Source organism: Palleronia sp. (assembly GCF_042089775.1).
Lineage (GTDB): Bacteria > Pseudomonadota > Alphaproteobacteria > Rhodobacterales > Rhodobacteraceae > Palleronia.
In genome coordinates this window covers 1-3,384 of the sequence record NZ_JBELKF010000195.1, presented here as the reverse complement: position 1 = coordinate 3,384, position 3,384 = coordinate 1, and the positions used below count along the sequence as shown (strand labels likewise).

General features: G+C 59.1%; 4 protein-coding genes. All 4 read right to left on the bottom strand.

The features are described 5' to 3' along the window. Window positions 1-41: 41 nt before the first annotated feature. Window positions 42-374 (bottom strand): hypothetical protein, encoded by a 333-nt coding sequence (locus ACFDS3_RS19815; RefSeq protein ID WP_375264055.1) that lies wholly within the window; start codon window positions 372-374, stop codon window positions 42-44. Further along, window positions 371-772 (bottom strand): hypothetical protein, encoded by a 402-nt coding sequence (locus ACFDS3_RS19810; RefSeq protein WP_375264054.1) that lies wholly within the window; start codon window positions 770-772, stop codon window positions 371-373. The genes ACFDS3_RS19815 and ACFDS3_RS19810 overlap by 4 nt, the downstream gene beginning before the upstream one ends. Before the next feature lie 1,122 nt (window positions 773-1,894). Then, window positions 1,895-2,044 carry a hypothetical protein gene (locus ACFDS3_RS19805; RefSeq protein ID WP_375264053.1) on the bottom strand — a complete coding sequence of 50 codons (150 nt, stop codon included), beginning with the start codon at window positions 2,042-2,044 and terminating at the stop codon, window positions 1,895-1,897. Between the two features lie 112 nt (window positions 2,045-2,156). Beyond that, window positions 2,157-2,771 (bottom strand): hypothetical protein, encoded by a 615-nt coding sequence (locus ACFDS3_RS19800; protein WP_375264052.1) that lies wholly within the window; start codon window positions 2,769-2,771, stop codon window positions 2,157-2,159. Window positions 2,772-3,384 lie beyond the last annotated feature (613 nt).

Here is a 3,384-nt window from a genome sequence, read left to right as displayed (position 1 = left end):
CGCGGCGTGTTCGTTGATCAGGGGATGGGTCATGGTGAGCCTCAGATCAGGATGAGGAAGATGATGGGAGCCTCGGGCTGCATGGCCCGGTGCCAGTCGAGGTTGCCGGTGGCGGCGAGGTGCCTCAGGACTTCCGCCCCCTGTGCGGGGGTGGCGTCATAGGCGCCGGTGTGGTCTTCGGGGTAGAGAAGGTCTTCGGCCATCCGGTGGGACAGCCCGAAGAACTCGGCGAAGTCCTCGAGACGCCAGTCCGAGTTGCCGTGAAAGAACGTGCCGGCGATGCAGCTGCCGGGGTGGGCCATGTTGAAGTTTGAGGGCCGGGTGCTCTCGACGATGTCGGCGAGCATACGAAGGCGGGAGCGGTGAAGGTTCATTTTCTCAACCATCTGTAAACGGTGTCGATCGTGACGCCGTAGTGAGCTGCGATGTGCTTGGGAGTGCGGCCTCTGTCCCGCATGCGTCTTGCGTAGACGCGCTTGGGCGTGATGGGGGGCTCATACCGTTTGGGGATGGGCAGGTAGGGTGACTCCCACTTGTGAGCCGCACTCTTGGCCTTGAACTTCGGGTTCCACTGGTCGGGCCAGAGCTTCGCCCAGCGGAGCTTCTCCTTGTCCCGCAATGCGCGGACTTGCCGCGTGTTGGGGAGGGTGGTGGCCTTGTCACCGAAGGCAGAGGTGATCAGGGGCCAGAGCCGATCGTCTGCAAAGATGATGCGCGCTGATGATTGCAGAGTCATTTTTTCTCGCAGCGCGTGGTTCTCGATCAGCCTCATGAGTCGTTTTTTCTGGAATGACCTACTAGACATTGTGTCCTTATGCGGTGGAGGGGGTGTCCTGGGGAGAGGTCATGGGCCTCTGTCCACCGGACAGATTGCCTTTGCGAAAGTTGCGTGAAAATGTCTCAAAATTTGCAGATATGACTATCTGTCCGGTAGACAGCGTTTTTGTCCGGTAGACAGCGACCGACATTTTTGCCCAAAATGTGCAAAAATCCTGTGGCTGTCCGGTAGACAGATTGCGAAATCGGCAATTCTGTCCGGTAGACAGGGAGGTAGATTTGGGGCCACGAGGGCCTCGATCCGAGGGTCTCGGAGGGGCGTCTGAGGGGCCTCGATCGGGGGCCTAGAGGGCCTCGATCCGAGGGTCTCACGGGCCTCGATCCGGGGGTCGTGGAGAGCCGCTCGCAGCCATGTAGGCCGAGGTCCGTGACGACCAGTCTCAGCCAAGCGGGCTTGGTACCTGAGGCTTTGCAGGGCAGGCCCTTGAGCCTAGCGGTAGATGGGCTCTGGGGCCTGGCCAGAAGGGGGTCTGGAGGGGGGGCAGCTGGGGCCAGCTGGCAGGCGTCCTGCGAGGGGTCCGAGCTTGCGATCTGGCCGGTGGGGGCTTATCTCAGATTTCGCGAGGCGGTTTGCATATACGAGTTTTTCTTGTGTCTACTAGACAAAATACTTTCTTCTTATGTTTAAGAGAGAAAAAAATTTAAGAAAGAAAAGTAGTTTGTGGACACCTCCAGAACTCGCCTCTTTTTTCTCAGCATAATCAACCACTTGGCTGGTGCAAAAAAGTCGCCCCGACTGGCCCAAACTGGCCAAACTGGCCTCCAGCCCGCAGCCTTGATCCCGGCAAGCCCCGGCAGCCCGCCGGAGAGGCCGATTTCCGGCCCGTGGAGCGCGATACCGCCCCTCTCGGCTACCCCGGCCTACCCAGAACCCGACTTGGCGCTGTAGACCCCCTCCCAGTGAGATTTTAGCCCCAGGCCCTAGGCCCGAAATCCGCACGCCAAACCCCCAGAACCGGGCTCGGAACCCCCGCCAGACCCCGGCCTAGGGCCTAGGGCCTGCCAGACCGGCAAATCACCCCTCGAACACAAGATCTGGTGTCAAGCCCCCTGTCCACTAGACAGGACGTTGACTTTTCTCGCGCACGACCTTGAGTTCGAAGCGCCGTGGATCGGGCTTGACAAAGAGCATGGCCTCGTATATAGACGCCGCCCCCTCGACGAGGAGACGCCAGCCCCTCGGATAGTGGCCCCAAACTTCGATCATGATGCTGATCCTTTCGCAGCACAAAGAACCCGCCTCGGGATTGAGGCGGGTTGTCATTGCAGCGGGGGACAGGCCCTAGGCCCCGGAGGGTCTAGGGCCTAGGCTCGTGGGCTCAGGCGGGGATCTGGATCAGGTCGGTGGCCGGGGCCTCGTCCGCCACCGGCGTGGCGACCATCGCGAGGAACCGGGCCTGCTCCTCGGGCGACAGCATCAGGAAGGTGGCATAGGCAGCTTCAGCCGTGATCAGGGACGGAGCGCCTTGGGCCTTGGCCTGTTTCGCCGCCTCGGCGGTATCGCCCATAGCGCCGATCGCCTCGGGCGAGGGCGGGGTCTGCGCATCGGTGGCCTTGGGCTTGTCGGCCTTGGGCTTTTTCGGCAGGAACACTTCGGCCACGGCCTTGCCCAAGAGCGGGGCCTTGTCGGCGATCAGGCTTTCGAGCTTGTCCGACATGAAGTTGGACCGGGCCACCTCCTTCAGATTGAGGCGAATGCCGAACTCCCCCTTGGGGTCTTTCGTGATTTTGATCCCGGGCAGAACCTGGGTCACGATACCCCGGATCACACGCTCGGTCGGGGCGTTGGTGTGCTTCATCAGCTTTGCAATCGGGGTCCAGTCACCGGATTCCCCCATGGCATGGTTGATGACGTCACGGACCAGAATGAGGCCGTTGACACCGGAGGCGGTATTGGACTTGATCCAGGCGTTCACACGGGCATTGATGGACATGGTAATTCTCCTAATTCGGGGTTAATGGGCATTAATTTGCACCACGATAGGGATTGCGGATTGCAATCCCTACTAGCTGCAAACTTTTGTCATGGTTCACTAGACTAGACTTCGCGTAGGTTTTCACGGCTACACAAACCCGGATTTAATCAACCGTTAAGCCGATTTAATCCAAGTCTGCTAAAGCTATTTGCGTGGAACGGGCATCAATTAAGACACCTTGCATAATGCTGACGCATTAAGGGACGTCGCTTTATCCGACTACTTACCTACTTTTGCCCCGCCGTTAGGCGCTTCGGGCGATAGTCGCAACATGTATGGGCGATACTATCATTTACAGGCAATTCTTCCGGCTTTCCCCGGGGAATTGTTTGTTCTCGACTATAAGCCTAATTCGCAATCCGTCGCCTATGTCTTTACGGGTCCGCCTATGGCCTAGCTTGTCAGGCTATGCCGTTGGCTTGTTCTAACACTAGGCGGGATTTACCGCCTATCGCTGCTAAACGCCTATGCCCTAGGGCATTGGCGCTTGCGCCTATGTCAGCCGTTACGTTGCGTCCGGTAGGTTTGCGTTTCGATCATGTATGGCAATGCCCTAGGGCATTGGCGCGCC